We start from the raw sequence: 280 nt of genomic DNA, 5'->3' as shown, positions 1-280 counted from the left end.
TCAGGTTTTGAGGGCTTTTACCGCCCATTGTAAGCACTTGTCCATTTTCAGGCGAGTAGGCTGTCTGCGGTGTTGTTTGTGGCTGTTGTACGGTTTGCTGTTCATCCTTATAAGGATTGAAAGGCAGGCCGTTTTTCACGTAGTCCTTACACATGGCTTTAGTAACTTCTTTTAGCGGCGTGCCTTGGGCGCTATAACAAGTACAGCCACTATTACCACCTTCAACACACCCGGCGATGTATTCAAAGGTTTTAACTTGTCTTACATTGTCATAAATGGG

Annotated in this window: 1 pseudogene; it reads right to left on the bottom strand. The window is 45.4% G+C overall.

The window, feature by feature from the left end:
* Positions 1-280: pseudogene (locus HMPREF2700_RS12030) on the bottom strand (hypothetical protein); the annotation flags it as partial.

The sequence above is a fragment of the Neisseria sp. HMSC068C04 genome, from assembly GCF_001810105.1.
In the GTDB taxonomy this organism is placed as follows: Bacteria; Pseudomonadota; Gammaproteobacteria; order Burkholderiales; family Neisseriaceae; genus Neisseria; species Neisseria flavescens_B.
The sequence above is the reverse complement of the archived record's forward strand: the minus strand, read 5'-3'. Positions and strand labels throughout refer to the sequence as shown.